Origin of the sequence: Paraburkholderia phenazinium, from assembly GCF_900100735.1 — a bacterium.
In the GTDB taxonomy this organism is placed as follows: domain Bacteria; phylum Pseudomonadota; class Gammaproteobacteria; order Burkholderiales; family Burkholderiaceae; genus Paraburkholderia; species Paraburkholderia phenazinia.
Genome location: NZ_FNCJ01000010.1, coordinates 183,039 through 207,787 on the forward strand (window position 1 = coordinate 183,039; position 24,749 = coordinate 207,787).

The 24,749-nt window shown below is 63.6% G+C and carries 24 protein-coding genes; 10 read left to right on the forward strand and 14 right to left on the reverse strand.

What is annotated here, in order from left to right; genetic code table 11:
- Positions 1-61 precede the first annotated feature (61 nt).
- The 11 genes from araG to mpl all read right to left on the reverse strand — a co-directional run bounded on the left by araG (position 62) and on the right by mpl (position 13,656).
- Positions 62-1,591, reverse strand: a complete 1,530-nt coding sequence (gene araG / locus BLQ92_RS22400; protein ID WP_090686719.1) for an L-arabinose ABC transporter ATP-binding protein AraG — start codon at positions 1,589-1,591, stop codon at positions 62-64.
- Between the two features lie 186 nt (positions 1,592-1,777).
- Positions 1,778-2,776 (reverse strand): arabinose ABC transporter substrate-binding protein, encoded by a 999-nt coding sequence (locus tag BLQ92_RS22405; RefSeq protein WP_090686720.1) that lies wholly within the window; start codon positions 2,774-2,776, stop codon positions 1,778-1,780.
- A gap of 201 nt (positions 2,777-2,977) precedes the next feature.
- Positions 2,978-3,823: an SDR family oxidoreductase gene (locus BLQ92_RS22410; protein ID WP_090686721.1), complete on the reverse strand. Its 846-nt coding sequence runs from the start codon at positions 3,821-3,823 to the stop codon at positions 2,978-2,980.
- A complete protein-coding gene (locus tag BLQ92_RS22415) occupies positions 3,820-4,500 on the reverse strand; it encodes a 2-dehydro-3-deoxy-6-phosphogalactonate aldolase (protein WP_090686722.1) in 681 nt (226 codons plus the stop codon). The genes BLQ92_RS22410 and BLQ92_RS22415 overlap by 4 nt, the downstream gene beginning before the upstream one ends.
- Positions 4,501-4,532: 32 nt before the next feature.
- A complete protein-coding gene (locus BLQ92_RS22420; protein WP_090686723.1) occupies positions 4,533-5,669 on the reverse strand; it encodes a 2-dehydro-3-deoxygalactonokinase in 1,137 nt (378 codons plus the stop codon).
- The gene (locus tag BLQ92_RS22425; RefSeq protein WP_090686724.1) at positions 5,666-6,613 is read right to left on the reverse strand and encodes an IclR family transcriptional regulator; all 948 of its coding nucleotides are present in this window, start codon (positions 6,611-6,613) and stop codon (positions 5,666-5,668) included. The genes BLQ92_RS22420 and BLQ92_RS22425 overlap by 4 nt, the downstream gene beginning before the upstream one ends.
- A 1,045-nt stretch (positions 6,614-7,658) precedes the next feature.
- A complete protein-coding gene (gene mtgA, locus BLQ92_RS22430; RefSeq protein ID WP_090686725.1) occupies positions 7,659-8,381 on the reverse strand; it encodes a monofunctional biosynthetic peptidoglycan transglycosylase in 723 nt (240 codons plus the stop codon).
- A gap of 128 nt (positions 8,382-8,509) precedes the next feature.
- Positions 8,510-9,376, reverse strand: a complete 867-nt coding sequence (gene aroE, locus BLQ92_RS22435; protein ID WP_090686726.1) for a shikimate dehydrogenase — start codon at positions 9,374-9,376, stop codon at positions 8,510-8,512.
- Complete coding sequence (locus BLQ92_RS22440) at positions 9,373-11,487, reverse strand: ribonuclease catalytic domain-containing protein (protein WP_090686727.1); 2,115 nt, start codon at positions 11,485-11,487, stop codon at positions 9,373-9,375. Before BLQ92_RS22440 ends, aroE begins: the two co-directional genes overlap by 4 nt.
- 130 nt (positions 11,488-11,617) lie before the next feature.
- Entirely contained in the window at positions 11,618-12,220 is a 603-nt protein-coding gene (locus BLQ92_RS22445) for a YqiA/YcfP family alpha/beta fold hydrolase (RefSeq protein WP_090686728.1), read from the reverse strand.
- The gene (gene mpl / locus BLQ92_RS22450) at positions 12,217-13,656 is read right to left on the reverse strand and encodes a UDP-N-acetylmuramate:L-alanyl-gamma-D-glutamyl-meso-diaminopimelate ligase (RefSeq protein WP_090686729.1); all 1,440 of its coding nucleotides are present in this window, start codon (positions 13,654-13,656) and stop codon (positions 12,217-12,219) included. The genes BLQ92_RS22445 and mpl overlap by 4 nt, the downstream gene beginning before the upstream one ends.
- 213 nt (positions 13,657-13,869) lie before the next feature.
- Here mpl and BLQ92_RS22455 point away from each other — a divergent pair, with 213 nt between their 5' ends.
- The 10 genes from BLQ92_RS22455 (at position 13,870) to BLQ92_RS22500 (ending at position 22,058) form a co-directional block, all read left to right on the forward strand.
- Positions 13,870-14,523, forward strand: coding sequence for a UDP-N-acetylmuramate--alanine ligase (locus BLQ92_RS22455; RefSeq protein ID WP_090686730.1), 654 nt, complete (start codon positions 13,870-13,872; stop codon positions 14,521-14,523).
- A gap of 10 nt (positions 14,524-14,533) precedes the next feature.
- Positions 14,534-15,085, forward strand: a complete 552-nt coding sequence (locus BLQ92_RS22460; protein ID WP_090686731.1) for a TlpA family protein disulfide reductase — start codon at positions 14,534-14,536, stop codon at positions 15,083-15,085.
- Positions 15,086-15,279: 194 nt separating this feature from the next.
- On the forward strand, positions 15,280-15,735 hold the full coding sequence (gene aroQ, locus BLQ92_RS22465) for a type II 3-dehydroquinate dehydratase (RefSeq protein WP_090686732.1): 456 nt from the start codon (positions 15,280-15,282) through the stop codon (positions 15,733-15,735).
- A 69-nt stretch (positions 15,736-15,804) separates the two neighbouring features.
- Positions 15,805-16,275 carry an acetyl-CoA carboxylase biotin carboxyl carrier protein gene (gene accB, locus BLQ92_RS22470; protein ID WP_090686733.1) on the forward strand — a complete coding sequence of 157 codons (471 nt, stop codon included), beginning with the start codon at positions 15,805-15,807 and terminating at the stop codon, positions 16,273-16,275.
- A gap of 116 nt (positions 16,276-16,391) precedes the next feature.
- Positions 16,392-17,759 carry an acetyl-CoA carboxylase biotin carboxylase subunit gene (gene accC / locus BLQ92_RS22475; RefSeq protein WP_090686734.1) on the forward strand — a complete coding sequence of 456 codons (1,368 nt, stop codon included), beginning with the start codon at positions 16,392-16,394 and terminating at the stop codon, positions 17,757-17,759.
- A 3-nt stretch (positions 17,760-17,762) separates the two neighbouring features.
- Positions 17,763-18,665: a 50S ribosomal protein L11 methyltransferase gene (prmA, locus tag BLQ92_RS22480; RefSeq protein ID WP_090686735.1), complete on the forward strand. Its 903-nt coding sequence runs from the start codon at positions 17,763-17,765 to the stop codon at positions 18,663-18,665.
- 48 nt (positions 18,666-18,713) lie between these two features.
- The gene (locus BLQ92_RS22485) at positions 18,714-19,925 is read left to right on the forward strand and encodes a zinc-ribbon and DUF3426 domain-containing protein (RefSeq protein WP_090686736.1); all 1,212 of its coding nucleotides are present in this window, start codon (positions 18,714-18,716) and stop codon (positions 19,923-19,925) included.
- Between the two features lie 81 nt (positions 19,926-20,006).
- On the forward strand, positions 20,007-20,507 hold the full coding sequence (tpx, locus tag BLQ92_RS22490) for a thiol peroxidase (RefSeq protein WP_090686737.1): 501 nt from the start codon (positions 20,007-20,009) through the stop codon (positions 20,505-20,507).
- 107 nt (positions 20,508-20,614) lie between these two features.
- The gene (locus BLQ92_RS22495) at positions 20,615-21,553 is read left to right on the forward strand and encodes a carbohydrate kinase family protein (protein WP_090686738.1); all 939 of its coding nucleotides are present in this window, start codon (positions 20,615-20,617) and stop codon (positions 21,551-21,553) included.
- A 28-nt stretch (positions 21,554-21,581) separates the two neighbouring features.
- On the forward strand, positions 21,582-22,058 hold the full coding sequence (locus BLQ92_RS22500; RefSeq protein WP_090686739.1) for an outer membrane lipoprotein: 477 nt from the start codon (positions 21,582-21,584) through the stop codon (positions 22,056-22,058).
- 255 nt (positions 22,059-22,313) lie between these two features.
- On the opposite strand, the gene BLQ92_RS22505 is transcribed toward BLQ92_RS22500, so the two are convergent.
- The 3 genes from BLQ92_RS22505 to BLQ92_RS22515 form a co-directional block, all read right to left on the reverse strand.
- Entirely contained in the window at positions 22,314-22,901 is a 588-nt protein-coding gene (locus BLQ92_RS22505; protein ID WP_090686740.1) for a histone H1-like DNA-binding protein, read from the reverse strand.
- Between the two features lie 30 nt (positions 22,902-22,931).
- Entirely contained in the window at positions 22,932-23,249 is a 318-nt protein-coding gene (locus tag BLQ92_RS22510) for a hypothetical protein (RefSeq protein ID WP_090686741.1), read from the reverse strand.
- Between the two features lie 101 nt (positions 23,250-23,350).
- Positions 23,351-24,607, reverse strand: a complete 1,257-nt coding sequence (locus BLQ92_RS22515; protein ID WP_090686742.1) for a ribonucleotide-diphosphate reductase subunit beta — start codon at positions 24,605-24,607, stop codon at positions 23,351-23,353.
- Between the last annotated feature and the right edge of the window lie 142 nt (positions 24,608-24,749).

Here is a 24,749-nt window from a genome sequence, read left to right on the forward strand (position 1 = left end):
AATACTCCTCCCGTTTTCGTCACGGGCTGACGGGTTATTGGGGACTCGCGTCCGGTCAGTGTCAGGCCGCCTGCGGCGCGGCGGTTTGCGGTGCGGTCGAGCTTTGCGGCAAGGCGAGGCTCAGCACCGTCTGTTCAGTCGCTTTGCTGCGCGGCAGTTCGCCCGAAATGCGGCCTTGCCGCATCACGACGATGCGGTCGGACACGCCCAGCACTTCCGGCAATTCCGACGAAATCATCACGATGGCGCAACCGCGTTCCGCGAGCTGATAGATCACGTTATAGATCTCGTGCTTCGCGCCGACGTCGATACCGCGCGTCGGTTCGTCGAGAATCACCACTTTCAGATCCGGCTCCGCGAGCCAGCGCGACAAAATCGCTTTCTGCTGGTTGCCGCCCGAGAGGAAGCGAATCTTCTGGCGGCGGCTCGGCGTCTTGATCTTCAACAGCTTGATAAAACGGTCCGCTGTCTCCGCCTCTTTCTTTCGATTCAGAAAGAAACCCGCGCGCAGATAGTGGCGGCGGCAGCTGATGTTGATGTTCTCGGACACGGTCGCCATCGCAACGATGCCCTCTTCCTTGCGGTCCTCCGGGCACAGCACGATGCCGTGACGGATCGCTTCGCCCGCACTACGCACCTTGATCGGCTTGCCGTCGAGGATGATTTCGCCGCTCTTCTTGTGATCGGCGCCATACACGAGGTGCATCAGTTCGCTGCGGCCCGCGCCCACCAGACCGAAGAAGCCGACAATCTCGCCGCGTCGCACTTCGAAGTTGGCCGGCTCCTTGAGCGCATGCCCTTCGATCGCCTTGGCGGCAAAACGCACTTCACCAAGTGGGCGTGGCTTATAGCTATAGATATCTGAGATCTCGCGGCCAACCATTTCGCTCACGATCGTCTCGCGCTTCACCCCTTCGAGGGACGGATGCGACGCCACCTTGCGACCGTCACGGAAAATCGTGCACGCATCGCACAGCTCGTAGATCTCGTCCATCCGGTGCGAGATATAGATCATCGCCCGGTTGTCGGCACGCAGGTCGCGCACCAGCTTGAACAGCACTTCAGTCTCGCTATGCGACAGCGAACTGGTCGGCTCGTCCAGCGCAATCACGCGCGCATTGCGCAGCAGCGCCTTGCAGATTTCGACCATCTGACGCTGCGCGATCGAGAGCTTGCGCAGCTTCGCATTCGGATCGAGCGCCACGCCCATCGCTTCCAGCCGCTCCCGCACGAAGCGTTTGGCTTCGCGCTTATTGACCCAGCCGAGCGAGTTCGGCAACTGGCCGAGCAGCAGGTTTTCCGCGACCGTGAGGTCGGGCACATATTGCAGTTCCTGGTGAATCACCGCGATGCCGGCCCCGATCGACGCGGCCGCGCTGCCGAAACGCACCTCGTTGCCGTCGATCATCACGCGGCCCGAATCCGGCTGGTATTCACCGCCGAGAATCTTCAGCAGGGTCGATTTCCCTGCGCCGTTCTCGCCCATCAGGCCGTGCACCTGGCCGACGTTCACGTCGAAGGACACGCCGTCGAGCGCACGCACGCCTGGAAAGACCTTACCGATATTGTCAAAACGCAGCGTCGCTGACACTTCGCCTCCTGTTGCATCCTGTGAACCGTGCGGTCCGGCACGGCTTCGCGCCTTGCCAGCACATCGGTCTGTCTCAACTGTTATTGCACCTGCCAGCACGCGCGAGTCATCCATGTCCTGCGCGCGCTGCCTTCGCGGTCAGCCGCCGCGACCCGAAGGTCCGGCGGCCAGCCGCTGCACGACTATTTACTTCGATGCCAGACCCATCTTTTCACGCACGTCCGCGACGTTGTCACGCGTGGCCAGCATGCCGGTCGTCAGCGTGAGCATCGGCGGTTCCTTGCCTTGCGTGATCCAGTCGTACATCAGCGTCGAGGTTTCTTCGCCGTGGCGCTTCGGGCTGATGATGACCGTGCCGTAGAAGCCCGTCGGGGTCGGCTTCTTGAACTCGTTCAAGGCCGAATCCGAACCGCCGATACCGATACCGATCATGTTGTCCGCCTTGAAGCCGCGGCCTTCTGCTGCACGCACGGCGCCGAGCACGGCTTCGTCGTTCAGGCCGTAGGCGATCCAGTGCTTGTACTGCGGATTCTTGGTCAGTGCGATGTTGGCAGCGTTAAAAGCGTTTTCCGTGTCGGTCTTCGCTTGCGGCGCTTCAACCACGTTGGCCTTCGGGAAACCTGCGGCGACGAGCGCGTCGGTTGCGCCGGACGTGCGGTCAACTGCGGTCGGCAACTGGTTGTAGGTCACGTCGATCGCGCCGACATCCTTCATGTCCCAGCCACGCTTCTTGATTTCCGCAGCCAGACCTTCGCCAACCTGCTTGCCGATGTTGTAGGCCGAAATGCCCATGTGCGGCACGCTGGCGATCGGCTTGCCTGCGCCGTCGACGAGGCGGTCGTCGACCGTCATCATCTTCAGTCCATCAGCCTTCGCCTTGGCGACGATGCCCGGTCCGAGCTTGACGTCAGGCGTGCAGATAATGAAACCCTGCGCCTTTTGTGCGGCCAGGTTGTCGATAGCGCTCATCACCTTCTCGCCCGAGGGTGCGCCGATCTTCACCAGCGTGAAGCCCTTCTGCTTGGCAGCAATCTCGGCAAACTTCCATTCGTCCTGGAACCACGGTTCTTCCGGCTGCTTCACCAGAAAACCGATCTTGACCTCGTCAGCGGCCTGGACGACGGGCGCGTTGAACAGCACACCTGCTGCTGCAGCGGCCAGCGTGAGGAAAATTCTACGTTTCATGTTGCAGTCTCCTGACTAATTAGTAGATAACGAGAAGGTATCGGCCGCGTCTTCTTATCCGGTCCTGACACACGCGGCCAGCGCGTCAACCGGTTAAAACTGGGCGGGCGCTCTATCTATGGCGCCTCGCGTTGTTTCGCTCTGCTTCCTTGCGGTGCGCGTTCCACGACGCAGCGCAGCTTGCTTCTGTTCTCGTGCGGCTCAGTCGTGGTACAGCGCCGAGCGCCCGCCATCCACCGTGATACAGCTCGCATTGATAAACGGCGCCTCGTCCGAAGCGAGGAATACCGCCGTCATCGCCACTTCTTCCGGGCGGCCGATACGCTTCATCGGCTGCAGGTCGAGCGTCGCCTGCCTCGCCGCGGCCGGATCGGCCTGACCGTTCCACCAGTCGTGTGTCAACTGCGTTTCGATGTAGCCCGGCGCGATCGCATTGACGCGCACATTGCGCGGCGCATATTCGATGCCGAGCGCGCGGGTCAATCCAATTACGCCGTGCTTCGCCACCGGGTATGGGAAGCAGCCCGGAATGATCTTGAATGCGTGCGTCGAGGCGATATTCACGATGCTGCCCGCGCCGCGCTCGACCATCCCCGGCAACACCGCGCGGCAACCGTTCCAGACTCCGTCCAGATCGACCGCGAAGCAGCGCCGCCAGTCGTCGTCGGTCATCGTCAGCGGGTCGCAGAACACGTTGATGCCGGCGTTGTTCACCAGCACGTCCACTGCGCCGAATGCGTTTTCGGCTTCGCGCACCGCATGCTGGACCGAGGCGGATTGCGTCACATCGGTCTGCACGGCGAGCACTTTCGCGCCGCTAGCTGCCGGCCCGCTCCCGTCACTGGTCGCACTCACACCATTCGCACCTGGGACGCCGCTTGTCCTGCACGCCACTTCAATATCTCGCGCGGTGCGCTGCGCGGTTTCAATATCCAGTTCCGCCAGCACGACCGCCGCACCCTCGCGCGCAAACGCCAGCGCAATGGCCGCACCGATGCCGCGACCGGCGCCGGTAATCAACGCGACCTTGTTGGCGAGGCGGTTCATTTCTTTGCGCTCGCTCGAGCGATCCGCAAGCCGTTGATATAGGCCCGCGCATGCGAGGCCGTCGCCGCTGGGCTCTGGCCCGGCTTGTACAGCGCCGAGCCGAGGCCGAAGCCGTTCGCCCCGGCGGTCAGAAACGGCCCCATGTTGTCCGGCGTAATGCCGCCGACCGGCACCAGCGGCACTTCCGCCGCGATCACCGCGCGCCAGGCCTTCACGACCTGGCAGCCGAGCTGTTCGGCCGGGAACATTTTCAGCACGTCGGCGCCGTTTTTCAGCGCGAGGAACGCTTCGTTCGGGGTGGCGACGCCCGGCGCGCACGCCAGGCCCTGAGCCTTCGCGGCCGTGACCACTTCCGCATCGCTGTGCGGCATGACGATCAGTTCGCCCCCCGCCGACTTCACCTCGTGGACGAAGCTCGCATGCAGCACCGTGCCCGCACCGACGATTGCATCGGCCGGCAGCGCCTTGCGGATCGCAGCAATGCTATCGAACGGCTGCGGCGAATTGAGCGGCACCTCGACGATCCGAAAACCCGCTTCGTACAGCGCCTGACCATGTTCGGCGGCATCGGCGGGCGTGACGCCGCGCAGAATCGCGATCAGCGGGCACGCCGCGAACGCGGCCATCAGAGCCGCATGCGGCAGATACGGGGCGGGTAAATTGATGTGGGGTTGCATCTCGGTTCCTTGTCTATGTCGTGCGCGGCGGCTTAACTGGCGCGTGCAGCGCCGGAGGCCGGCGTCAGCGCAGGCGTCGCCGCCGTTGCCGACAGTCCTGCCTGAGTCGCAATGCGCCACAGGCCGCGTTCGGTGGCTTGCCGGACCAGCTTCGCCTCGGTACAGCCGAATTGCGTCAGCGCAAGCTGATAACGCTCGCACAATGCTTCATTGCCGATCAGGCGCAGCGCGTGACCCGCGAGGCCGGTTTGATGTTGCGCTAGCACAGTGCCGAGGCCGGCAAGTTCGTGGCCGATCAGCAGGCCCGACAGATAGTCGGGTTGCTGCTGGCCAGTAAGCTGTCCGGTCAGGCCAAGGGTGCGCGAGCTGAACACCGTCGCGAGCACACCCGCCTGCCCTTTCAGCCGCGCGATGTTCACGCCGCGTAGAAATGCATCGGTATCCAGACGATCGGGCGTCACCATCGTACGGCCGAGAATCGTGTGCTCGCGCAACGCTGCGAACACCTCGCCGGTCATAAAGGTATGAAACCGCTCGATGCGGCGAGCGCGCACCACCACCCATTTCGCGTGAGTGCCCGGCAGTCCGATCAGTTCGGGCCTCGAGTCGTCTGCTGCAGCAGCGTCGTCGCCGAGCGCACCGAAAATCTGCGTTTCCTCGCCGCGCATGACGTTGGGCAGTTCACCGCGCTCGAGTACGCCTGGCACGATATGCAAGGTCACGCCACGGGCGGTCCGCACCCGCACGATGCCAGCGACGAGCGCATCGGCACTCGCCGGCGCATCCACATACGGCGCTTCGAGCCAGCCTTGCGCGCTGCCGACCATTCCCGCTGCGATCACCGGCAGGCCGGGTACGCGCTCGAGCCATGCGCCGCACGCCGATTCGAAGGCCGCGTCGAAGCCGCCCTCGGCCGCCGCGCGCGGCAAATTCATGATGCCCGCGCTCGACTCGTGCGTCGCCAGCACTTGGCCGGCTGCATCGAAGAGGTACGCCCGCAATGACGTCGTGCCCCAGTCCAGCGCGACCAGCGCAGCCTGATCGAAGCTCACGGTGTCCGCTTGCGGCGCGACGCCGGCGCCCACCGAATGCTGGGCGCTCGCTCCGTTTGCGGTGTTGCCGACACTGGCGACGGTGTTGAGCGGCATGGGAGAACCCGCTTGCGTCATCGTTTGATCCTGCGTGTCGCCGGCTGCGGCACCCGCCAGCCGAGTTCCTCCGAGATGGCACGCGCTTCGCGCTGCACCACCGGGATCAGCTCGTCCATCCGCTCGAGCGACATATACGGGATCGTGCTTGCCACCGAGAGCGCCGCCACGATCGAGCCCGAGGCGTCGCGCACAGGCGCTGCGACGCAACGGATCGACGCCTCGTTTTCTTCGAGGTCGAAGGTATAGCCGCCAGCGGCATAGGTGGTCATGCGCTGCATGAAAGTCGGCAGATCGGGACGGTTATCCGGCTTGAAGCTGACGCCCGCCAGCGCACGGCGCGACGCCTCGAACAGCGACTGCCAGGAATCGGGCTTGAGGTCGAGCATCATGGCCTTGCCGATGCCGGTCGACGCCAGCGGCATGCGATGCCCCACCCGCGAGCGCATTTCCAGACCGCGCGTGCCGGGGATCTTGTCGATGTAGAGCACGTCGTCGCCATCGCGCACGCCGAGGTGGATCGTGTCGAGCGTCTGTTCGGCGAGCGACTCGAGATGCTGGCGCGCCACCGTGGTGAGCGGCATCTGTTCGAGCGCGATGGTGCCGAGTTCGATCAGCTTGGGCCCGAGCAGATAGCCGCCCTGCACCTGGCGCAGATAGCGCGCCTGCACGAGGCTGCTGACGAGCCGGTGAGTGGTGCTGCGGGTCGTACCGAGCGTGGCGCCGAAGGTGCGCAGATCGCGCACGCCGCTGGCAGCCGCTTCGAGGATCGCGAGGCCGCGCAACAGCGTTTGCGTGCCGGCTTGCTGCGGCGTGATGTCGAGCAGCGTGCTCGGCAAGGCGATTTCGTCGTTGGGCGCGGGTGAACCTGCAGCGCCGTTCGTGGTGCGGACGCGCGGTTGCAGCGCGGCTTCGTCACCGGTGTCGGATCCGGCGTCGGCGTGAGTGGACATCGCTTTGTTCATGGCGATTGGGCGAAGGATGGGGGATTAGCGCGCGGGGCCGGACTGACTGCCGGCAAAACGGGACGGAACATGGCGCGTGCGCGCGTTCTCTTTCTGCCTGACGGTGATGGGCATGGCTGATTGTCTCCGTTTGTTCGGTCCGCACCGGCCGCACGGTGTGCGGAGGGGGATGGCCGTTTTTTGCGTTTTTGCCTTGCAGGCGGCTTGACTCGCGGTTTATGCGGTCTTGCAGCGTTGCCCTGCGAGCTTGTTGATTCGGATTGTAGGGCGGTTTTTTTGAAATCTCCAATATGTGAGTGTTGGATTCATATAATGGGATTTTTGGCTGCGCATGGCTTTTGGGGTTGCCTGCGGCGCCTTGCTCTTTGGTTGTTTGCCTGCGGCGTTGGCCTTTCCTTGATCTGATATTGGTCTGTTAGCGTTGCCCCTGTGCGGGGCGGCACCTACTTTTCTTTGTCCCCCAGGGGACTTCCTTCGGGGCGCCGGCCGCAAAGAAAAGTAGGCAAAAGAAAGCGGGCTCACACCGCCAGCCTGTAGGTGTCCACCTCTTTCATAACCGTTAGTGGTCCGAAGACAAGATCGTCTCTCGCACCATACACGTTAGTGACAAAGCACTCATCCACCCCACTCCGCACTACGTGCGTCGCGGACGAGTCTGCCAGGAAAACCAGTCGATCCAATACAGTTAGCATGCCTACATAATTTGCAGAGGGCGTTATGCCCGGCGGCGGGGCGCGGAGTGCGACGCTGGAACGGATGAGTGCTTTGTCACTAACGCGAGTGGTGCGGGAGCAGGTCTCGTCTTGGGCCGTTTCCCGTAGTGGGCCGAGATGGCTCACTACGAGCTAGCGGTTGTGAGCCCGCTTTCTTTTGCCTACTTTCTTTGCGGCCGGCGCCCCGAAGGAAGTCCCCTGGGGGGACAAAGAAAAGTAGGTGCCGCCCCGCACAGGGGCAACGCTAATAGACCAATATCAGATCAAGGAAAGGCCGACACCGCAGGAAGAACAACCAAAACCAAGGCGCCGCAGGCAAAACCCCTAAACCTTCACTCCGGCAACTCAGCCGCCCCCATCCGATGAGCAATCACCCCCGCGCGTTGCGCGAGATACGGCGAACTCCGATGCTCATCAAAATACTTAGGCCTCGGCAACATCACCGCCAACCGCGCAGACTGCCACCCGCTCAGCTTCGCAGCAGAAGTCTTATAGTAATAGTGAGCCGCAGCCTCGGCGCCATAAACTCCATTACCCCACTCAACGGAGTTGAGATAAATCTCGTAAATGCGTTCCTTGTCCATCAAGGTCTCAAGCATCCACGTGATGATCAGCTCCTGCCCTTTGCGGATATAACTCTTCTGCCGCGATAGAAACAGATTGCGCGCCAGTTGCTGCGAAATGGTCGAACCGCCCGCGACAATCTTGCCGCGCGCCTTGTTCTTCTCCCACGCCTGCAAAATTGCGTCGGTTTCGTAGCCGTTGTTGTTGACGAAGTTCGCGTCCTCGGAGGCAATAATCGCACGCTTCAAGTTGCGCGAAATCTGCTCGTACGGTACCCAGGTATGCTGGATAGACAGATCGGGCCGGTCCGCGGAGAGCGTCCACGCGTCGGAACGCATAAATGCCGTCGATTGCGGATTCACGTAGTTCCAGACGGCAATCTGCGCGAAGTAGAACAGCTGCGTGGCAATCCAGGCAATAGCGACCACAGCGCCCACGTAAAGCATCCACCGGGTCGGGCCGGGCCGGCCTGCGCGCCTCGTTACTGTCATCGTCGTCACGGTCCTCGGTTCGATAGATTCTGCAACCTCCGGCATGCTCGCCGGCTCTCACGCTTGCCCGGACCCCGGCGGCAAGGGCGGCTCCGCCGCGGCTACACCCGCCGTCTTGCCGAGTCTCGTCAGGCCGCGCTCGGCGCCGCCAGCATCCGGCGCAGTTCCGCCAGCACCGGTGCGCCGTCGGGACGTACGCCGCGCCATATGTAAAACGATTCGGCGGCCTGCTCAACCAGCATGCCCAAGCCGTCGGCGGCGCGTGCGCCCAAGGTCTGCGCGTGCTGCATGAACACCGTCGGCTGGGCGCCGTACATCATGTCGTAGGCGAGCGTGCCACCGCCGAAAGCGCGGTCGTCGCATTCAGGCAGCGCGGCATCGAGACTGCCGGCAGTCGCGTTGACGATGACGTCGTAGGCGCCCGGCTCGATCGCCGTAGCGCCGCCTCCGGTCAGGCGGCAGCCGGCGGCTTGCGCCGCCTCGCCGAACTGGCTCACGAGTTCCTGCGCCTTCGCGGCTGTCCGGTTAACGATCGTCAGCGTGTGCGGCGCGCGTTCCAGCATCGGCAGCACCACGCCGCGTGCGGCGCCGCCGGCGCCCAGCAGCAGAATGCGTACGCCCTTGAGCGGCGTGGCCAGGTTGACCTCGATATCGCGCACGAGGCCGAAACCATCCGTGTTGTCGCCATGAATTTCGCCGGCCTCGAAACGCAGCGTGTTCACTGCGCCCGCAGCAGCCGCGCGTGGCGACAGCCTCGTGGCAAACGCGTGCGCCTCCAGCTTGAACGGCACCGTCACGTTCAGTCCGCGGCCGCCAGCCTCGATAAAGGCTTGCACGTGCGAGACGAACGCTTCGATCGGCGCCAGCAGATGCGTGTACTCGATCGGCTCGCCGGTCTGCTCGGCAAAGCGCGCGTGAATGAATGGCGACTTGCTATGACCGACCGGATTGCCGATCACCGCATAGCGGTCGCGCGGGCTGCCCATTTGGCTCATTGCCCCGGCTCCGCGACGTGGTGGTCAGCGGACGCCGCCTCATCGCCTTCGCTACCGCTTTCCGTGGAGTCGGCTGCGCCCTCGGCGTTACCCTCGCCCGAGGCTTCCGCCTGAGCTTCCGCTTCGCTCTCGGCGGAATCGTCCGCGGCGTCGAGCAGTTCTTCTTCGCCCTCGTCCGCTTCTTCCGCTTCGGTGCCGCTCGCGACCGTCGGCGCATCGAGCACATGCAGCTTCCGCACGGACGCTTCGACGGTCAGTTCGTCGATCGACATCACTTCCATCAGCAGGCGCGTGCCGCGCGCATGCACTCCGAGCGCCGGCACATGCAGCAGCAACGGAATCTCTTCAAGCCGCACGAGATCGTCCTTCACCACAGACGCCACCACCTGCGTCTTGTTCTCCTGCTTCAGCCAGCGCAGGCACCAGAAGTACTCCATGCGGCGCTGGTGATCGGCATACGCGGAGTAGGTATCGTCAAAACCCTGCACCACTGCAAACAGATCGGCGTCCTTCGGCTTGAACGGTGCGGCCAGCTTGGCGGTCACGCCGTGCTGCACGCACGCGAGCAGTTGCCATTGATTGACCAGGTCGACGTAGCGACGCAGCGGCGAGGTGCTCCACGCATACTGCGTCACGCCGAGACCTTCGTGCGGCGCCGCATTGGTCTGCATGCGCGTGCGCTTCGGCCCCGACGGTGCACCGAACGCGCGCTGCGTGCGGTAAATCCCCGGCACGCCGTGGTCGTGCAGGAACGCGCCCCACGACGAATTGGCGAGAATCGCCAGCTCCGCCACGATCGTGTCGAGCGGCGAACCGCGGCGGCGCGGCGTGATCGTGATGTGCTCGCCTTCCACGTAGAAGTTGAAATCGGTATTGCGCTGCACTTCGCGCCGCAGGCCATAGCCCGCCCGCGCTTGCTGGCGTTTCTCGAACAACGCCAGCGCGAACGGCCACAGCACCGCAATGTCTTCCTTGTGCGGGTATTCGCCGCTGCCGGCAGCCAGTGCCTCTTCAGTCACCAGTTCGTCGAGCGTGTTGTGGCGCAGGTTGTTCTTCACGAACACGCGCTCGGCGCGCGTCTCGCTGGCGACGATTTCCTGGGTCTCGCGATTGACGATCACATACAGCGACAGCGCCGGCCGGTAGTCTCCCTCCGCAAGCGTGAACGCTTCGACGACGCTGTCCGGCAGCATCGTGATCTTGTCGCCAGGCATATAGACCGTCGACAGGCGCGTACGGGCAATGTCGTCCACCTGGTCGCCGGGCTGGATGCCGAGCGCCGGCGCCGCGATGTGCACGCCGATGCGCACGCGGCCATCGGCGAGATGTTCGACCGAAAACGCGTCGTCGATCTCGGTAGTGGTCACGTCGTCGATCGAGAAGGCTTCGACATCGGCTTGCGGCAGATCCTCAGGCAGCGCACCCGGCGTCACCGCCGGAAAGCCGGTGCCGTGCGGGAAGAACTCGGACAGGAATTTCGCTTCGTGCAGTGCACGTGCAGACGGGATCCCGCCGCATTCGAGCATCAGACGCGCCTGCGAAATACCGCGTGCCGCCGCTGCCGCTTCGAGCGCCTTGTATTCGATGGTGTTCTTGTCCGGCTTGGTCAAGAGGCCCAGGGCCTTGCCGGTGAGCGCTTCGGGCAGGCGTCCGGCCTTCAGTTCCTCTTCGTACTGCGCCTGCACCAACCCCTGCTGACGCTTGCGCTCGAGCGCGGCCAGCGCCATCTTGAGCTGCTCTTGCGGCGCGCGCTGATACTGGCCCCGGCCTTTGCGGCGGAAGTACACGGGCGAGCTGTGCATGCGCAGCACCAGCGCCGCCCGCTCCACCGGACCGAACGAAGCGCCGAAATAGTCGGCGCCCAGCGTCGCAAACGGGAATTCGTCGTCGGGCGCGCATTCCCACAGGAAGTCCAGATCGATCTCCTGCGCAGCGGCGTCGGCCTGCTGGATCAGATCGCCGGCGCTCGGCTTCTCGAATTCGATCAGCACATCTTTCGCGCGCACCTTGGTGCGGCGGCCGCCCGGCAGTTCGACCTGGAATGCATCGCCCTGGCGCGACAGCACGCTGCCCGCCTTGAAACTGCCCGATTCCTCAAAGAAAACGTTCACTCAATACTCTCGTTCTGACTTGCATCTGCCGCGGCGCCTGGCGGGGCAATCCGGCCCGCACGGCGGCAACGTGTTCGTGGTGGTAGGTCCGCCGCGCTCATGCTGGGCGCGGTCGGCATGAATCAACGAATCAGGCCGCCGCGCGTGGCGCCGGCGGTTCTAAATCTTCTGCGTCGCAAAACGCGAGCACGTCGTCGACATACTGCTCGAACTCGCTGATCGCGTGGTCGCTGCCTTCAATCAGCGTGGTGCGGGCGCCCGGATAGTGCGCGAGCATCTCGCGGTAATCGAGCACTTCGTCGCCGGTCGCAGCTATCAAATAATAGCGTTCGGGCCGCGTGATCGATGCGACCCCGAGTGCGCGCAACTCATCCAGATGATGCGGCTCGACGACGATGCTGCCGCCGCCGTGCCACAGCGGCTGTTCGCCGAGGTACTGGCTGAGATCGCGCTGCGGCACGACCGCTGGATTCAGCAGCACCGCCGGCCAGCCATGCTTTTCGGCGAGGTGCGTGGCGAAATAGCCGCCGAGCGAACTGCCGACCACCGTCACCTGTTGCGTCCCCGCCGCGGCCACCAGCGATTCAGCCAGCGCGATCGTCTCGAGCGGCGACACGGGCAGCATCGGGCAACACCACTCCGCCGAGCGGCCGAGTTCCGCCAGACGCGCCGCCATCACGCGCGCCTTGAACGAATTCGGCGAGGAACGGAAGCCGTGCAGATAAAGGATCACGCTGCGCCCCGCCCGGGTGAAGCCGGTTGCGCCTGAGCCGTCCGCGCCTGAACCGGCCGTGCCGAGAGCGCATCGAGCAGCTTCTGGTGGACGCCGCCAAAGCCGCCATTGCTCATCACCAGCACCTGGTCGCCCGGCTGCGCCGCCGCCACGACCGCTTTGACGAGCGCATCGAGGTTGTCGAAGGCCTTCGCCTTGTCGCCGAGCGGCGCCAGCGCTTCGCCGAGATCCCAACCCAGCGCGTCGCGTCCGCTCGGCGCGCCGTAGCCGAACACGAGGTCTGCGTCAGCGAGGCTTCCCGGCAATTGCGCCTTCATCACGCCCAGCTTCATGGTGTTCGAGCGCGGTTCCAGCACGGCGAGAATGCGCGTCCGTTCCCGGCCGACCCGTGTGCGCAGACCCGCGACGGTTGTTTCGATCGCCGTGGGATGGTGGGCGAAGTCGTCGTACACCGTTACGCCGTCGACGCTGCCGCGCACTTCCATGCGGCGCTTCACATTGCGAAAGCTCGCGAGCGACTGCGCGGCCTGGGCCGGCGGCACGCCGACACTGCGCGCCGCGGCGATGGCCGCGATCGCGTTCATGCGATTGTGTTCGCCCTGCACCTGCCAGTCGACCACGCCCGCACGCACACCGTTGTGATACACCGCAAAGCGCTCGTCGACGGGCACGCCGTCTTCGGCCGGCAGCGCCTGCCAGCCGCCCTGCACGCCGAAACGCTCCACCTCGCTCCAGCAGCCGCGCGCCAGCACCCGTTCGAGCGCGTCCTCACGGCCGTTGGTCACGATCCGCCCGATGCCAGGCACCGTACGGACCAGATGGTGGAACTGCGTCTCGATAGCGGCGAGATCCGGGAAAATATCGGCGTGATCGAACTCGAGGTTGTTCAGGATCGCCGTGCGCGGCCGGTAATGGACAAACTTCGAGCGCTTGTCGAAGAACGCGGTGTCGTACTCGTCGGCTTCGATCACGAAGAAGCTCGAATCGGTCAGCCGCGCCGAGACGCCAAAGTTCAGCGGCACGCCGCCAATCAGGAAGCCCGGGTTGAGGCCGGCGTCCTCGAGGAGCCAGGTGAGCATCGAACTCGTGGTGGTCTTGCCGTGGGTGCCGGCTACCGCCAGCACCCACTTGCCGTTCAGCACATGCTCGCCAAGCCATTGCGGACCGGACACATAGGGCAAGCCGCGGTCGAGAATCGCCTCCATCAACGGATTGCCGCGCGACACCACATTGCCGATCACGAACAGATCGGGGTTCAGATCGAGCTGCTCCGCGCCGTAACCCTCTATAAGACGAATGCCTTGGGCCTCGAGCTGCGTGCTCATAGGCGGGTAGACGCCGGCGTCGCAGCCGGTGACCGTGTGCCCGGCGCCGCGCGCGAGTACCGCGAGACCGCCCATGAACGTGCCGCAGATGCCGAGGATGTGGATGTGCATAAGCCTGTCGTGCCGCGCGGGCGAATTTTTGCGTGGGAAGAGGTGTGCAGGAGGGGCCGAAAAGGTCCGTCTGCAAAGGACGCTATTGTAACCGACACCCTCTGATCGCCCTACGCAGCGCGGAAGGGCTCGGGGCTGCCCGGGCGAGCGGACGCTGGCATGCCGCCCCGGCACCCCCAAAGGGCGCCCTTCAATCTCTAGTATGATTGTGAGATGGTTCGCAAATCACATTTCGATCCGCAGCGGGTGCGCGAGGAAATCGCCATTGCCGCTGCGCGGATGATCGCCGAGGACGGTCTGGACTATTCGACGGCCAAGCGCAAGGCTGCGCGGCAGGTCGTCGGAGAGACGCGCGTGTCCGGCGAATGGCTGCCGGATAACGACCAGATCGAAGAAGAAATCCGCGAATACCAGTCGCTCTTCCAGGGCGACAGTCAGCCGGCGGTGCTGCGCCGCCTGCGCGGCGTCGCGCTCGACTGGATGCAGCGGCTCGCGCCGTTCAACCCGTATCTGACCGGCGCAGTGCTGAACGGCACGGCGGGCGAACACTCGGATGTGTATCTGCAGGCGTTCTGCGACAACCCCAAAGACGTCGCGATCTATTTTCTCAACGCCAACGTGCAATACGATGTCTCGGAGACGCGCCATTTCGCCGGCCGCGGCTATGTCGAGACGCTCAGCTTCATGTGGCGGCCTGAGCGCGAGGCGCACGGCGCCGACCCGGTCGGCGTGCACGTCGCGCTGTACGGCACGGACGACCTGCGCGGCGCGGTGCGTGCCGACGCCCGCGGCCGTCACGCGCGGGCCAGCGTCCAGGCCGTGCAGGCGCTGCTCGACGAGAGCAGCGTAACCTCCCCCAACAATTGATCGGAAAGCAATGAAGACCAAGCGGATACTCGCCTGTGCGGTTGTAGCGATGATCGCGGCAGGTGTGGGCGTACTCACCGGCCACAGCGTGCTGAACGCAGACGGCGTGGACGTCGCTCAAGCGGCCCAACCGGCGCCGCAAAGCGCCGTCACACAGTTGTGGACCGCGCCCGTCACCAATCCCGACGGCAAGCCGCAGTCGCTGAGCCTATTTAAGGGACACCCAGTCGTGATCAACTTCTGGGCCTCGTGGTGCGGGCCGTGCGTCGAGGAAATGCCCACGCTCGCCCAGTTGCATCGCGAGTACGCGAAGAAAGGCATTGAATTCGTCGGACTTGGGGTCGATTCCGACAAAAATGTGAAGGCTTTCCTGCAAAAGGTGCCGGTCGACTACCCCGTCTATGTGATCGGCTTCGGCGGCGCGGACCTCGCCCGGGCCTTCGGCAATAATGCGGGCGGACTGCCTTATACCGTCGTCATCGACGCAAACGGCAACGTTCGGTCGACAAAATTAGGTCAAATTCAGCCGAAAGAGCTAAAACAGACGCTCGACGCGCTGTAAACTTCACATTCGCCTAAGGTTTAATTGTGGCCGGAACAGGCCGGATTGCGCGCAGATTGCATAAAATTGCGAGAAGTTGCGCGTCCCGGCGCTCCGTCGAAAGCCGCCGGAATCAATCCTTCTGCGCGTGAAACTAGACAAGTTTCTCTAATAAGCGCTAAAGTGCGCCCAATTCCACGGAAATAGAAGCGACCATGACGCGACTGCTGGTACTGCACGGACCTAACCTCAACCTTCTCGGCACCCGGGAACCGGAGGTCTATGGTCACGTGACGCTGCCACAGATCGATCAGGCGCTGGCGGACCGCGCAGCGGACGCTAGCGTCGAGCTCGCGTCGTTCCAGAGCAACCATGAGGGCGCCCTGGTCGATCGCATCCAGTCCGCACGGATCGAGAAAACCGATTTCATTCTGATCAATCCCGCCGCGTACACGCACACCAGCGTGGCGATTCGGGACGCACTGGCGGGGGTCGGCATCCCGTTCGTCGAGATTCATCTGTCGAACGTGCATCGTCGCGAACCGTTCCGGCATCACTCGTATTTCTCCGACCAGGCAGAGGGCGTCATTTGCGGCCTCGGCTGGAAGGGATATCTGTACGCACTCGAATTCGCGCTCGACCGGCTCGCCGCCGGCACACAGCGCGGCTGATTCCAACAAACCTATTCTGAGCCGGCAGGCAACGCCGCCGGCACTTCACGCATTGAAAGGGGATGCCCAATGGATCTACGTAAACTGAAGACTCTGATCGACCTCGTCTCCGAGTCCGGCATTTCGGAACTGGAAGTGACCGAAGGCGAAGGCAAGGTCCGAATCGTCAAGAATGCACCGCCGGTTTACGTCCAGCCGTCCGCTTCCTACGCGCCGCAGTACGCCGCGCCGGCACCGGCTGTGGGTGCTCCCGCAGAAGCACCGGCCGTCGCTGCGCCTGCCGCACCGGCCGCCGCTGCACCGCAAGGCCATGTGGTGACCTCGCCGATGGTCGGCACCTTCTACCGCGCGCCGTCGCCGGGCGCTGAGCCGTTCGTCCAGGTGGGCGACACGGTCAAGGAAGGCCAGACGATCTGCATCATCGAAGCCATGAAGCTGCTCAACGAGATCGAGTCGGACAAGTCCGGCGTGGTCAAGGAAATCCTCGTCGACAACGGGCAAGCCGTCGAATACGGCCAGCCGCTGTTCGTGGTCGGCTAACGCGGCACGCTTTGCGTTTGCCGTCCGCGCGCCTGCCAGACCGGGGCGCGCGACCGATCCTCTGAGGCAGCTGCGTTGTGATCAACCGGCGCCCATTGATGAGTCGAAAACCCGCTATGTTTGAAAAAATTCTCATTGCCAATCGCGGCGAGATCGCGCTCCGGATTCAGCGCGCGTGCCGTGAGCTCGGCGTCAAGACGGTCGTCGTCTATTCCGAGGCCGACAAGGAAGCCAAGTATGTGAAGCTCGCCGACGAGGCCGTCTGTATCGGCCCGGCGCCTTCCAACCTGAGCTACCTGAACATGCCGGCGCTGATCAGCGCGGCCGAAGTCACCGACGCCGAGGCGATTCACCCCGGCTACGGCTTCCTCTCCGAGAACGCCGACTTCGCCGAGCGCGTCGAGCAGTCCGGCTTCACCTTCATCGGCCCGCGCCCGGAAACGATCCGGATGATGGGCGACAAGGTGACCGCCAAGCAGACCATGATCAAGACCGGCGTGCCGTGCGTGCCGGGTTCTGAAGGCGCGTTGCCCGACGATCCGAAAGAGATCGTGAAAATTGCCCGCCAGGTCGGCTATCCGGTGATCATCAAGGCAGCCGGCGGCGGCGGTGGCCGCGGCATGCGCGTGGTCCACACGGAAGCGGCGCTCGTCAACGCGGTCAACATGACGCGCGAAGAAGCCGGCCGTGCCTTCGGCAACCCGCAGGTCTACATGGAGAAATTCCTGGAGAACCCGCGGCACATCGAAATCCAGGTCCTGTCCGACTCGTTCAAGAACGCCGTGTGGCTCGGCGAGCGCGACTGCTCGATGCAGCGCCGCCACCAGAAGGTGATCGAAGAAGCGCCGGCGCCGGGTATCGCGCGCCGTCTGATCGACCGCATCGGCGATCGTTGCGCGGACGCCTGCAAGAAGATGGGCTATCTCGGCGCGGGCACGTTCGAGTTCCTGTACGAAAACGGCGAGTTCTACTTCATCGAGATGAACACGCGCGTGCAGGTCGAACACCCGGTGACCGAACTGATCACGGGCGTCGACATCGTCCAGGAACAGATCCGCATTGCGGCCGGCGAAAAGCTCGCCTTCCGCCAGCGCGACATCGTGTTCAAGGGCCATGCGATCGAATGCCGGATCAACGCCGAAGATCCGTTCAAGTTCACTCCGTCGCCGGGACGCCTGACGTCGTGGCATATGCCGGGCGGCCCTGGCATCCGCGTCGATTCGCACGCGTACAACGGCTATTTCGTACCGCCGAACTACGATTCGATGATCGGCAAGCTGATCGCTTACGGCGCAACCCGTGAGCAGGCCATCAAGCGGATGCGTATCGCGCTGTCGGAAATGGTGGTGGAAGGCATTCAGACCAACATCCCGCTGCACCGCGAGCTGATGCTCGACGCGAAGTTCGTCGAGGGCGGCACCAGCATTCACTACCTCGAAAACCGGCTGGCTGCGAAGCTGCAGGCCGCACCGGAAGAAGCGTAAGTCATGAGTTACCGGGAACTGATCGTCGAGCTGGCACGTGAGCACGCAGAGGAGCTATCCGATGCGCTGCTCGAGCTGGGTGCCTTGTCCGTGTCGGTGGAAGATGCGGATGCCGATACGCCCGACGAGCAACCGCTCTTCGGCGAACCCGGTCTCACGCCTGATCGCACGGCCTGGCAGCACTCGCGCGTCATCGCGCTGCTGGCGCCGGAACACGACCCCGCCGTGCTGTTGACGGCGGCGGCCAACGAGCTGGGCCTCGCGCCTGCCCCATCGTTTAGCGTGCGCGAAGTCGAAGAACAGGACTGGGTGCGGCTCACGCAGTCGCAGTTCGATCCGATTCCGATCGGCCAGCGCATCTGGGTGGTGCCGTCCTGGCATGACGCGCCGGACCCCGACGCTCTCGTGCTCGAACTCGACCCCGGCCTCGCCTTCGGCACCGGCAGTCATCCGACCACGCGCCTATGCATGGAGTGGCTGGAGCAGGCGGTGGCGCCGAACCAGTCGGTGCTCGATTACGGCTGCGGCTCCGGCATCCTCGCCATTCTCGCGAAGAAGTGCGGCGCCAACCCGGTCTACGGTATCGACATCGATCCACAAGCGGTCGAATCCGCTCGCCACAACAGCGAGCGCAATCGCGCCGAGGTCACCTACGGGCTGCCCGAAGATTGCCCGGCCGGCGAGTTCGATATCGTCGTTGCCAATATTCTGTCCAATCCACTCAAGCTGATGGCCTCGATGCTGTCGTCGAAGGTGAAACCGGGCGGACGCCTTGCGCTGTCGGGCATTCTCGCCCGTCAGGCAGAAGAAGTCGCGCGCGTTTATCAGCAGTGGATCGACATCGCCGTCTGGCGTGAACACGAAGGTTGGGTATGCCTGGCGGGAACGCGCCGGGAAAGCCATTAGAATAAGACGTATTGTCCAACTAACGGCCCTGCGGCCAACCGGCTCAATATGCTCCTGGCGACCCGCTGTCCTTTCTGCGAAACGGTCTTCCGGCTCCAGCCCGCGCAGCTCTCGCTGCGCCGCGGCCTCGTGCGCTGCGGGCATTGCCAGGAAGTGTTCGACGCTTCGAGCAGTCTGTATGAAACCGCCGAGGGCGCCGATTTCGCCAACGCCACCCCGGTTTCCGCGGCGGCGGTCAGCGCGCTAAGCGCGAACGGCGGCGCAAGCGCGCCGCCCAAAGCACCGGACTTCAGCGCCGAGGCCTGGAATCCATGGGCCCCTCAGCCTGACGCCGCGATCGACCAGACCCTGCTCCACAACGCGACCAACCTGCCGCTGGCGCCCGTTGCCGCCAGCGTCGCGGTCACCCCGCGGCATGCCGATGAGCCGCAGATGCGGCCGGCAGGTGTCGAAACGGATGCTGTCCTGGACCGGGAACCCGTGTTTGCGGCCGCACCCGAGCCGCTCAGCGCGGCGAGCCAGCACGCCACCAGGGCCGAAGCGGCACCCGAAGCCGCCCCTGAACCGGCGCCGCGAGCATGGCGGCCGCTGGAGCGCCCCGAGGACGAACCCGCACTGCAGCCAGACGCGCAAGCAGCGGCAGCCGCGCTGCGCAGCGCCCCGGATCGCGAGCCGCATTTCGGCACGGCAGCAGCGGCCACCCCCTTCGCCGTCAATCCGCCGGCGGACGAAGCCGATCCGTTTCCGGTCGTCCGCGAAACCCGTGTGCCCGCACCGCGGCGGCTCGGCTGGCGCATCGTCGGCGCGCTCGTCGCGGTGCTGCTTTTCATCGGACTACTGGCCCAACTCGCGTGGTGGCAGCGCGAGACGATCATGGTGGATTGGCCAGACTCGCAAGCGCTCTACGCCCAGGCCTGCGACCCGCTCGGCTGCACGGTCACGCCGCCGCACGCGATCGACGGCCTGCAGGTCGAGCCGTCCGACTTGCGGCAGATCGACGGCCCGCACAAGCTCGAACTGAAGATGCCGCTGCGCAATCGCTATAACGTGGCGCTGGCCTACCCGGCCATCGAACTCACGCTGCTCGACGACCAGAACAACGTCGCCGTGCGCCGCGTGCTGTGGCCGCAGGACTACGTCAAACCCGGCACGCCGATCGCGGCCGGCCTGCCCGCTCGCACGACCCAAACCATGATCGTGCATCTGGATACCGGCAACACCGTCGCATCGAATTTCCGGGTACAGATTTTTTACCCTTGAACACAAGCTGCAGCATTCTTGCGCGCCTGGAGCACTCGGGCGCGTTCACCGTCAATCCCTGACGAATCTTCGGAGCACAACATGAGTCAAGTCACGCTGGGTGGCAACCCGATCGAAGTAGCCGGCACGTTCCCGACCGTGGGCCACAAGGCACCCGCTTTCTCGCTGGTCGGCAAGGATCTCAAGCCGGTCACGCTCGCCGATTTCGCCGGCAAGCGCAAAGTGCTGAACATCGTGCCGAGCCTGGACACGCCGACCTGCGCCACCTCGACGCGCAAGTTCAACGAGGCCGCCGGCAAGCTGTCGAACACGGCCGTGATCGTCGTGTCGGGCGACCTGCCGTTCGCGGCCACGCGCTTTTGCACGACCGAAGGCATCGAAAACGTCCTGACCGCCTCGACCTTCCGCGGCCATGAGTTCGCCCAAGCCTATGGCGTGGACGTCACGAGCGGCCCGCTGACCGGCCTGACGGCTCGCGCCGTGGTCGTGATCGACGAAAACGACAACGTGGTTCACGCCGAACTCGTTAGCGAAATCAAGAACGAACCGAACTACGACGCAGCACTCGCCGCGCTGAAGTAAGCCTCTCGCGCCCGATCCAGCGCCGCGCCTCGAGCGCGGCGCTTTTGCGTCGTGGCATGCTTTTGTTAAATGTTTTACCCAGTTCGACTTTTACAGGACCACTCGCCTTGGCTACGCTGATTTGCGGTTCGCTCGCCTACGACAACATCATGACCTTTGAGGGCCGCTTTCGGGAGCACATCCTGCCGGAGCAGGTCCACATCCTCAACGTGAGCTTCCTTGTGCCGACGATGCGCCGCGAATTCGGCGGCTGCGCGGGCAACATGGCTTACTCGCTGCACCTGCTGGGCGGCGACGCCCGCATCATGGGCACGCTCGGCGCGGTCGACGCGCAACTCTATCTTGATCGCTTCGACCAGCTCGGCCTGTCGCGGGAACACGTGCTGGTCCTGCCGGACACGTACTCGGCGCAGGCGATGATCACCACCGATCTCGAAAACAACCAGATCACCGCCTTCCACCCGGGCGCGATGATGCAGGCGCACCTGAACCACGCAGACGAGGCGAAAGACATCACGCTCGCCATCGTGGGACCGGACGGCTATCAAGGCATGATCCAACACTCCGAACGGCTGGCGGCCGCCGGCGTGCCGTTTATCTTCGATCCGGGCCAGGGTTTGCCGCTGTTCGACGGTGCGTCGCTGCGCCGCATGATTGAACTTGCTACTTACGTAGCTGTCAACGATTACGAAGCCAAACTGGTGAGCGACAAAACGGGCTGGTCGGTCGAAGAGATCGCCAGCCGGGTCGAAGCACTGATCGTGACGCGCGGCGAGCATGGTTCGCAAATCCATCATGCAACCGGCATCGAAGAGATTCCCGCCGTCACGGCCAAGCAGGTCCTCGACCCGACCGGTTGCGGCGACGCCTTCCGCGGCGGCCTGCTCTACGGCATCGAGAAGCAGCTTGGCTGGGCCACCACGGGCCGTCTGGCGAGCCTGATGGGCGCGCTCAAGATCGAGCATCAAGGGCCGCAAAACTACGCGCCCACGCGGGCGGAAATCAACGAACGGTTCAAGCAGGCGTTTGGATACGACCTGCCGTAAGGCCGAAGAGCTAATTTGGAGTTAGGGAATGAAAACAACGAGTCGCCTGGTAGTAGCCGCAGTGATCCTCGGTTCGCTGGTTATGTCGGGTTGTGCGTATAACAGCAGTTCGGCCGATGTCTACACGGCATCGCAGGCGCAGCGCGAAGAAACGGTCCGCATGGGCACCGTCGATAGCGTGCGCGCCGTGAAGATCAGCTCGAACAACGGCCAGCCGAGCGGCCTCGGCGCTATCGGTGGCGGCGCGTTGGGTGCGGTGGCCGGCAGTGCCATCGGCGGCGGCCGCGGCTCGATCGTCACGGGCATCATTGGCGGTATCGCCGGTGCGGTGGCCGGTAACGCGGTCGAGAACGGCGTCGCCATGCGCGATGGTCTTGAAATCACCGTGCGTCTGGATAACGGCGACATCCGCGCCATCACGCAAAGCGCGACCGGCGAAGTGTTCCAGGCCGGCGACCGGGTGCGGCTGCTCTCCAGCGGCGGCGTGACCCGCGTCACGCACTAAATTCCCCTGAGCCGCTTGCGCCGCTTAGCGGCGCCGCGGCGACCTCAAACGCATGTGCTCCAGGGTGCATGCGTTTTTTTTCGCCTGAAGCAAACGCACAGGGGCTCACGCGCCTAAGCCAACCTGAGCCAACGCAACAGGCAAAAAAAATCCCGCCGCCGGAAACCCAGCGACGGGACGGTGATTGAGCAGCGGGACTGACTGGCTACTCAATCATCGGACACATCGGAATGTGCCTAACGACTCGTCAGCAAATTACGGACGGCTGCCGGTCGGGAACGGCCATGCTGCAGCCGGGTTCAACGCGGTCTTCACCGTAGCTGCCGGTGCTGCGCTCGTTGCCGAGGGAGCAGCAGGTGCCGGTGCAGCCTTCTTCGCAACAGCCTTCTTCGGAGCAGCAGCCTTCTTCGCAGGCGCAGCGGGGACCTTGGCAGCCTTCTTCGCAGGCGCCTTGGCAGCCTTCTTCGCAGCAGGAGCCTTGGCAGCCTTCTTCGCAGGCGCCTTCTTGGCAGCGGCCTTCTTAGCCGGTGCTGCCTTCTTGGCAACCTTCTTCGCTGCAACCTTCTTCACTGCAACTTTCTTCGCAGCAACCTTCTTCGCCGGTGCAGCCTTCTTCGCTGCAACCTTCTTCACGGCGACTTTCTTGGCTGCAACCTTCTTCGCTGCGACCTTCTTAGCCGGTGCAGCCTTCTTCGCTGCAACCTTCTTCACCGCAACTTTCTTCGCTGCGACCTTCTTCACTGCGACTTTCTTTGCAGCGACTTTCTTTGCCGGTGCTGCTTTCTTCGCTGCAACCTTCTTCACAGCGACTTTCTTAGCGGCGGCTTTCTTTGCAGTTGCCATCATTTTCTCCTTCAGGTTTTCAGATGAGAGTTAGTTCAAACTACACCCTTCGTCAAAACCCGCTTCCCGCGGACGCTTCTCAGGGCGCGCGCTACGAAGCGGGCTATTCATCGGCGTACGCAGGTGCCGCGCGCTTACGCTAATGAATACGGTAAGGCACGCCGTGCCATCGGGCACCGCGCGCCAAGTCCAGTCAGCGTCGAATTCCGACGCCGGCAATCGTTTGATCGGGCCGCCGGCCATTGGGCCAGCGGCTTTTTCCGGGGGGAAGTTTGCCCATCCCACTGAAGGGTTCGCAAAGTGCCTGTCATGTTTGTGGGCCGCTAAGGCACCGGGCACGCTTTGCATCAGGCGGTTCTGCTCCTAACCATAACTGCCGCGGCCTCGGCCAGCGGCACCCCATCAAAGAGTTCGCAATCCAACTGCGTTCAACCGCAGCGCACCCGGGATTACTCCCAGCTCAGCGCACCGCCGGTCTGATATTCAATCACTCGCGTCTCGAAGAAGTTGCGTTCCTTCTTCAGGTCGATCATCTCGCTCATCCACGGGAACGGGTTTTCCTCGTTCGGGTACAGCGGATCGAGACCGATCTGCTGGCAACGGCGGTTGCAGATGAAACGCAGATAGCTCTTGAACATCGACGCATTGAGGCCGAGCACCCCGCGCGGCATCGTGTCTTCTGCGTAACGATATTCAAGGTCGACCGCTTGCTTGAAGATTTCGCGGATTTCCGCGCGGAACTCAGCCGTCCACAAGTGCGGATTTTCGAGTTTGATCTGGTTGATCAGGTCGATGCCGAAATTGCAGTGCATCGACTCGTCGCGCAGGATGTACTGGTACTGTTCCGCGGCGCCGGTCATCTTGTTCTGGCGGCCAAGCGCCAGGATTTGGGTAAAGCCGACGTAGAAGAACAGCCCTTCCATCACACAGGCGAACACGATCAGCGAGCGCAGCAGCGTCTGGTCTGCCTCGACAGTCCCGGTCTTGAAGGCCGGATCGGTCAGCACGTGGATGTACGGAATCAGGAATTCGTCTTTCGCGCGGATCGAGGAAACCTCGTGGTACGCGTTGAAGATCTCGCCTTCGTCGAGACCCAGCGATTCGACGATGTACTGGTAGGCGTGCGTGTGGATCGCCTCTTCGAACGCCTGGCGCAGCAGGAACTGGCGGCATTCAGGCGCCGTGATGTGGCGGTAGGTGCCCAGCACGATGTTGTTGGCGGCGAGCGAATCAGCCGTGACGAAGAAACCGAGGTTGCGCTTGACGATGCGGCGCTCGTCTTCGGTCAGGCCGTTCGGGTCTTTCCACAGGGCGATGTCGCGGGACATGTTGATTTCCTGCGGCATCCAGTGGTTCGCGCAACCGGACAGATACTTCTCCCACGCCCACTTGTACTTGAACGGCACCAGCTGATTGACGTCCGTCTGGCCGTTGATGATGCGCTTGTCGGCGACATTCACGCGCGCTTCGGAGACGGCGGCCGGAACGGCAGCGTCACCTTGAGCGGCAGATTGGGTAGCGGCACGGGCAGCGACGGGAGCGACAGCGATGTCGTTCGCGAAGATTTCCTGAGCCGAGGGAGCGTGAGGAGCGGGACGCGTTCCGACTTGCGTACCGACAGCCGATCCCGAAGCGTTGCGCAACTCATTCAGTTGCGTAGCGCTCGAGGGAGTTACGGCAGTGATCTCGTCATCCCAGTTGAGCATAAATGTCACCATCAATTTAGAACGGTTTGTACCATCTTTTCACGAGCGTTAAAAGAGTTCGCTGATGAAAAATCCTGTTTTCGATTCGCGTTGCTACGTTCATACAACACTTTGGTCAACAGACTGTCTCTGACGCCTCATG

Excerpts from the sequence above, each read along its gene's own strand:
- BLQ92_RS22415 (WP_090686722.1), bottom strand. The coding sequence starts at position 4,500 with ATGCAACCCCACATCAATTTACCCGCCCCGTATCTGCCGCATGCGGCT.
- BLQ92_RS22485 (WP_090686736.1), top strand. The coding sequence starts at position 18,714 with ATGCTCCTGGCGACCCGCTGTCCTTTCTGCGAAACGGTCTTCCGGCTC.
- accC (WP_090686734.1), top strand. The coding sequence starts at position 16,392 with ATGTTTGAAAAAATTCTCATTGCCAATCGCGGCGAGATCGCGCTCCGG.
- BLQ92_RS22515 (WP_090686742.1), bottom strand. The coding sequence starts at position 24,607 with ATGCTCAACTGGGATGACGAGATCACTGCCGTAACTCCCTCGAGCGCT.
- accB (WP_090686733.1), top strand. The coding sequence starts at position 15,805 with ATGGATCTACGTAAACTGAAGACTCTGATCGACCTCGTCTCCGAGTCC.
- BLQ92_RS22455 (WP_090686730.1), top strand. The coding sequence starts at position 13,870 with ATGGTTCGCAAATCACATTTCGATCCGCAGCGGGTGCGCGAGGAAATC.
- prmA (WP_090686735.1), top strand. The coding sequence starts at position 17,763 with ATGAGTTACCGGGAACTGATCGTCGAGCTGGCACGTGAGCACGCAGAG.
- mpl (WP_090686729.1), bottom strand. The coding sequence starts at position 13,656 with ATGCACATCCACATCCTCGGCATCTGCGGCACGTTCATGGGCGGTCTC.
- BLQ92_RS22505 (WP_090686740.1), bottom strand. The coding sequence starts at position 22,901 with ATGGCAACTGCAAAGAAAGCCGCCGCTAAGAAAGTCGCTGTGAAGAAG.
- mtgA (WP_090686725.1), bottom strand. The coding sequence starts at position 8,381 with ATGACAGTAACGAGGCGCGCAGGCCGGCCCGGCCCGACCCGGTGGATG.
- aroQ (WP_090686732.1), top strand. The coding sequence starts at position 15,280 with ATGACGCGACTGCTGGTACTGCACGGACCTAACCTCAACCTTCTCGGC.
- aroE (WP_090686726.1), bottom strand. The coding sequence starts at position 9,376 with ATGAGCCAAATGGGCAGCCCGCGCGACCGCTATGCGGTGATCGGCAAT.
- BLQ92_RS22510 (WP_090686741.1), bottom strand. The coding sequence starts at position 23,249 with ATGCAAAGCGTGCCCGGTGCCTTAGCGGCCCACAAACATGACAGGCAC.
- BLQ92_RS22410 (WP_090686721.1), bottom strand. The coding sequence starts at position 3,823 with ATGAACCGCCTCGCCAACAAGGTCGCGTTGATTACCGGCGCCGGTCGC.
- BLQ92_RS22425 (WP_090686724.1), bottom strand. The coding sequence starts at position 6,613 with ATGAACAAAGCGATGTCCACTCACGCCGACGCCGGATCCGACACCGGT.
- tpx (WP_090686737.1), top strand. The coding sequence starts at position 20,007 with ATGAGTCAAGTCACGCTGGGTGGCAACCCGATCGAAGTAGCCGGCACG.
- BLQ92_RS22405 (WP_090686720.1), bottom strand. The coding sequence starts at position 2,776 with ATGAAACGTAGAATTTTCCTCACGCTGGCCGCTGCAGCAGCAGGTGTG.
- BLQ92_RS22500 (WP_090686739.1), top strand. The coding sequence starts at position 21,582 with ATGAAAACAACGAGTCGCCTGGTAGTAGCCGCAGTGATCCTCGGTTCG.
- BLQ92_RS22420 (WP_090686723.1), bottom strand. The coding sequence starts at position 5,669 with ATGACGCAAGCGGGTTCTCCCATGCCGCTCAACACCGTCGCCAGTGTC.
- BLQ92_RS22460 (WP_090686731.1), top strand. The coding sequence starts at position 14,534 with ATGAAGACCAAGCGGATACTCGCCTGTGCGGTTGTAGCGATGATCGCG.